The following is a 5,843-nucleotide window of genomic DNA, read 5'->3' on the forward strand; positions in this document are numbered from 1 at the left end:
TACACATAGAATGAATTCTATGTTGTACTAACCCCAAAATACTGTATTAGAAGTCGCCAATGGCGACAACAAAGTCAAGCCCATAGAATCAAAGTAAAGAGGTGACTAACATGGCAATATTTCATATGAGTTTTAGTAATATTAGTGCTGGTAAAGGACGCAGTGCTATTGCCAGTGCCGCTTATAGAAGTGGTGAAAAATTATTTGATAATCAAGAAGGCCGCCACTATTTTTATGCCCGATCGGTTATGCCAGAAAGCTTTATTTTAACTCCCGAAAATGCACCAGAATGGGCCAGTAATCGAGAACAATTATGGAATGAAGTTGAAAAGAACGATCGTAAATCAAACTCACGGTATGCAAAAGAATTTAACGTGGCTTTACCGGTAGAATTAAGTGAATCCGAACAGAAAGAATTACTGACAAAATATGTGCAAGAAAATTTTGTCGATCAAGGTATGGTAGCTGACGTAGCAATTCATCGCGATCACCCAGACAATCCGCATGCACATGTGATGTTAACCAATCGCCCATTTAACCCCGATGGTAGTTGGGGATTAAAAGCAAAGACGCAGTACATTAAAGATGAAAATGGCAAGCAACTTTTAACCAAAAGCGGGTTTCCAAAACAAAGAAAAATTTGGTTGGTTGATTGGGATAAAAAGGAAAAAATTAATGAGTGGCGGCATAATTGGGCAACAAGTGTTAATCAGTCTTTAGCACAAAAAAATATTCCGGATCGGATTAGTGAAAAATCGTTTGTCGATCAAGGGATTCAAGAGACACCTACCCAACACGAAGGCATTAACAGCCAAAGAAAAAATCGAAAAGCATTTAATCAACAAGTTAGCGCACAAAGAAGCGCCCAAGCTAAATATCATAATCTTGACGAAAAGATAAGAAATCATGAACATTTTGACGCGTTAACTGACGAGCTATCGTTCTCTGAAAAACACACAATTAGTCATCTAAGTCAGCAATTGAAAACCTATGTCGATTTAGAACATTTAGATGATAAACAGCGCATGCTGTTTAATTGGAAAAACAGCTTATTAATCAAACATGCCATTGGTGAAGATGTAACCAAACAACTGCTGACTATTGACCAGCAAACGACATCACTAGCACAAGCTAACCAGTTGTTAAATAAAGTGGTGGAACGAGCAACGAAAAAGCTTTATCCGGAACTTAATTTTGAACAGACAACCGCAGCTGAACGACGGGAACTGATTAAAGAAACTAATAGTGAACAAACGATTTTTAAGGGTAGCGAATTGGCAGAACGGTTAGCGGATATTCGAAGTGACTTATTAACCCAGCAATTATTGACGTTTACCAAGCGGCCATATACCAGCTGGCAGTTAGTTAATCAGCAGGCCCAAACAATTGAGAAGCAATTAACCACGGTGCTAGCCAAACATGGTCACCAGTTAGACGATTTGAAGCCTACTGATCGGGGCATGCTAGCCGCTTATCAACCTAACGAACTCGAATTCATTTCTAAAGCGGTGAAAAATTTACGGGTCATGCGGGAAGTTAAAGCCGTAGTGCAAACTCAATACAACAGCATTCTAACGACTGCTTTTCCGGACAGTGACCTCGATAAGCTAGAGACGATTGACAAGGAGCAAATCTATACCGCTGTGGTTTACTATGACCCAGAATTAAAGCCGTTAAGCGCCAATGATCTTAGTCAATTGCAACAGCAGCCACCGGTAGTCTTTACTAGTCAGCAACACCAAGCCGGTTTAAATTACCTGTTAGGTAAAATGGAATTAAAAGATATTCAGGATCATCGACTGCAACGGGTCTTAAAACATGATGGCACCCGGCAACTGTTTATTGGCGAATGTGGCCAAGATCCTAAGTTGGATCACCAACAAATTGAAATGGTGCAAACCCGTTTGAAACAACAGACAATGCGCTTTGATCAATATAAGCAAGACCAAATTAAGGACTATCAGGCCATTAATTATTACCCAACTAGCCCGAAAAACTACCTGACTAATATTTTGGACGAAGCTTTAATAACCATTTTATATGCGAAGAACACGGACTATCTAAGAAAGCAGCAACTACGTGGCTTAAAAGAGACCGAGTGGGCAATGACGAAAAAGCAACGGCAACACCAAACTCGAAACCGACATGAAGATGGGGGCATGCACTTGTAATCAAAATGTAAAGATAAATGTACACATATGTGTTCAATGGGTGCTATATTTGCCATTAAAAGTACGCAACCTAGATGCGGATTATCAGGTGTGATAATAATGCCTACATGAGTTTTGATGGTTAAAACATTCAGAAAACTATATTTAGGGCACCGAATTGTTGCTGCGCTAATTGTTGAATTCCAATGGCTCAGTCAAAAGTGTAGTTTGATAAGCTTGTCAGTGAAAAGGTAGCTCGGTCGAATTATGATTACGTCGTAGTGACGACGATTCAGACTAAGTTATTTCATAGAAAAAGATTTTCTGGGCACACTATTTACTTTAGCCTGTAAAACTGGTAATTCACTCCCAATAACTGCTAATTTATTATCCATTTTATGATCTCCTTTGCTTTGCTAATCTCACCCGTTGTTTAGGTTTACTTTTAGGGTTGTAAAAGTGAACCTAAATGACGGGTTCACCAACCGGAACGTAGTGCAGGGCGGTAGGCAGGTTCTAATCAAAATCAAAACTTAATTTATGGCCGTCAAGCTTTAACTTGGCGTTAAACGACTTTCCCTTTTTGCTCTTGAAACCCTTTAATTTGCTGGTTTCCCCTTTGGTGACCAGCGCTTTAATCGCGGTCTTACCAAGTGTCTTGCTACTCCATTTCTTGGGTAGGGTAAAGTCCTCGCCTTGCTTAGGCTTCACAATGTAAAATTTTTGTTTGTTTATGACAGTTGCTTGTGGTGTTTCTAAAAACACCTCGGCGGACTTTTGTGCTTGCTGTTGATGATCAATTTGTTGTTTAATGGCTGCACTGCCAGTTAATTGCGTGGGAACATCAGCGATTAACTTTGCCACGAACTTTTTGATTTGGCTCAAAAAATTATCCTGAGTGCGTTCTTCGGTACTGATTTGCTGTAACGCTTGCTCCCATTTAGCTGTCATTTCTGGACTAGTTAGCAAGGGTTCGAGTTCGACTGCTTTACATAAAGTGATTCCGGCTTCACTGACGTGCAACTTATTCTTTTCAGTAACTAAGTAGCCGCGTTTCTTTAACACTTCCAGCACATTGGCCCGGGTCGCACTTGTCCCAATGCCTTGCACATCTTTGAGAATCGCCTGGGCTTCTTCATCATCAAGCGTTTTGCCAGCGGTCTTCATGGCCGTAATTAATGTCCCTTCGGTAAAGGGTACCGGAGGTGTCGTTTCTTTTTTCGGCGTTTGCAGATTCGCTTGAACTTGGTCGCCTTGGTGAACAATCGGTAGGGTGGCTGCCTCTTGCTGGTCAGCTTTGTGATCATCAAATAAAGCTTGCCAACCTTGCTTAGTTGGGACCTTACCGGTTGCTTTAAAATTGGCGTCACCAACTTGGGTAATAATGGTGGTTTCTTCGTACTCGTACGGATCAGCAAACATCGCTAACGTCGTCCTTAAAACCAGGTCATAGACTTGTTGCTGTAATTTAGGCAAGCTGGCTAGCTTCTCTTTCGTTGGCACGACTTTAGTCATAATAATGGCATAGTGTTCTTCAACTTTTTTCCCATCAACATAGCGTTTGTTCGGAGTGGTATTGGTTAAAGCGACCGGCTTAGAGACCAAGCCCAGATACTTCGTCAGATTAGCCACTAAATAATCAAATTCTTCATCAGTGATATAATCACAATCGGTGCGGGGATAACTGAGCAGTTTGTCTTCGTATAAGCTTTGAATAGCCGCTAAGGTTTGGCTGGCGCTGGCGTGATAACGTTTATTCATGGCACTTTGGAGACTAGATAGCGAGAATAGTTGGGGACTAGCTCGTTTTTTGCCTTGCTTTTGGACGTCCTTGATTAAACCGCCCTGTGAGCCTTTCTGAACGTGTTTAGCCTGCATGAATGTCATTAGCCCTGTTTCGTCTTTAAATCGCTGATAGGGGTCTAATTTTGCGAAGAATTTTTGCTGATTAGCTAAAATTTCCGCATTTAGTTCAAAATAAGGTTCTGGCTTAAAGTTTTTGATTGCCTGGTCCCTTTGATAAACCATATACAAAGTGGGCGTCTGCACGCGTACCCTCTATCTTATTATTTACTGGAAAATTCATTTCCGTTTGGTCGGAATAAAATTACGAATAAACTGAAATCGTTTATGTTCATGATCGATATATAAATAGCCAAAAATACTGAAAAATAACGCACCAATAAAATTAACGAATAGATCTTTCATAGTATCGATCACGCCAACATCGAGATAGCCGTTATGGATCACAGTAGTCACTTTTTTGCCATCAGCGGTTTCACTTTCAATCGTCGTTCGTTGAATATCTTTCAGCTGGACCACTTTATTGTTACGTTGGCCTAGATCCACGCTATTGATTTGGCGCACAATGCGATCCTTTTGCATATCCATATTCAACCAACGATCCGCTGAAAATTCGACAAATTCCCAAGCAACCCCGACCGTCATTGAAAAACAAAACGTGGTCACCGCAATAAATAGCGGTGTTAATTTCAGAATCGTTATATTTTCATTCAACAAATAAATCAGCGAAAAACCGACTCCAGCAGCCAAAAACCCATTTAGTGCGTGTAACGCTGTGTCCCAGACTGGAATATGACTATAAAAGTCATTTAGTTCACCTAACACTGTTGAGCTAAAAATAAAACTGATTACGATCAATTCTAGCAAACTAGGTATATTAATATGCAGATAAGTTTCAATTAAATATGGTAGCATAAACAAAATTAATGTCAGCACTAACAAAGCGACGTGTGACCATTCTTGCATATAAATGCTATTGCCTAACATAAAAATGACAATTAACCGATAAAATATATAAATCAGCGTCACGATTTTACTTGCGGTAGTGGTGTGTGCCGTAAAGAATTTCATAAAACGCCCCCAATCATCGTTGAATCCGTATAATTTCCTAATTTAAGCTTATGATATTAGTGATGCTAGTTCAAGTCGGGTGCAAAATAAAAAAATCACACCAAAAGGAACCTACAAGTATTTAAAAGAAATCACTGGTAACGGAGCCTATTATCAAGTGGCTTGGCAAAAATTAGCTGATGGCTACATCGCCCTTTATGGCACGACCCCGATTCAAATCAACGTAGCCCCTATATTGAATGATATTTTTGAAAATGAGGAGGGGTAGACAATGCCGAGTAAAGCAGACGTTAAAGCCTGGAAAGCACAATTAGTCGCCCAAGCCGAACAACAAATCCTAAAATTAACCGATAGTGACCGATTTAAACAGTATCTTAATACCCTGGCTAAATTTCATCATTATAGCGCCAGAAACATTGATTTGATTTATGTGCAAAATCCGCAAGCCACTCAAGTCGCGGGCTTTAAGCAATGGCAGACGGCTCTTAACCGCACCGTCAAACGAGGCGCAAAAGCGATTCGGATTGCGGCCCCGATTATTAAGAAGTTAACACCAGCCGAGCAAAAGCGTCTTGATACCACCGATGAACGCGCCATTGTCGGATACCGTTATCTACCCGTCTTTGACGTGTCACAAGCTAGCGGTGAGCCCGACAATGCTTTGAAACTAAAGACGTTATATCACGAATATGCGCATAGCCAGCTACACGCATTAAAATCAGCCTTTAAAGATCGGCCACGAGCTTATCAGGAAACCCAAGCCGAAGCGGTTGCATATGTTGCCATGCAAAATACTGCTGTTAAGGGCACGTTCACAGT

Annotated in this window: 5 protein-coding genes; 3 read left to right on the plus strand and 2 right to left on the minus strand. The window is 40.7% G+C overall.

The window, feature by feature from the left end; genetic code table 11:
* The first annotated feature begins 110 nt into the window (after positions 1 to 110).
* A complete protein-coding gene (gene mobQ, locus ATN92_RS19880; protein ID WP_056950640.1) occupies positions 111 to 2,171 on the plus strand; it encodes a MobQ family relaxase in 2,061 nt (686 codons plus the stop codon).
* Between the two features lie 495 nt (positions 2,172 to 2,666).
* On the opposite strand, the gene ATN92_RS19885 is transcribed toward mobQ, so the two are convergent.
* Both ATN92_RS19885 and ATN92_RS19890 read right to left on the minus strand, forming a co-directional pair.
* A complete protein-coding gene (locus tag ATN92_RS19885; protein ID WP_411762971.1) occupies positions 2,667 to 4,199 on the minus strand; it encodes a DNA topoisomerase in 1,533 nt (510 codons plus the stop codon).
* Positions 4,200 to 4,232: 33 nt separating this feature from the next.
* On the minus strand, positions 4,233 to 5,024 hold the full coding sequence (locus ATN92_RS19890; RefSeq protein ID WP_056950643.1) for a DUF2238 domain-containing protein: 792 nt from the start codon (positions 5,022 to 5,024) through the stop codon (positions 4,233 to 4,235).
* A 79-nt stretch (positions 5,025 to 5,103) separates the two neighbouring features.
* Between ATN92_RS19890 and ATN92_RS19895 the strand changes: the two genes are divergently transcribed.
* Both ATN92_RS19895 and ATN92_RS19900 read left to right on the plus strand, forming a co-directional pair.
* Entirely contained in the window at positions 5,104 to 5,292 is a 189-nt protein-coding gene (locus ATN92_RS19895) for a hypothetical protein (protein ID WP_206605314.1), read from the plus strand.
* A gap of 3 nt (positions 5,293 to 5,295) precedes the next feature.
* Positions 5,296 to 5,843 (plus strand): ArdC-like ssDNA-binding domain-containing protein (locus tag ATN92_RS19900; protein WP_234032597.1); only part of this gene is annotated, 548 nt, incomplete at its 3' end.

Source organism: Companilactobacillus bobalius, from assembly GCF_009764355.1.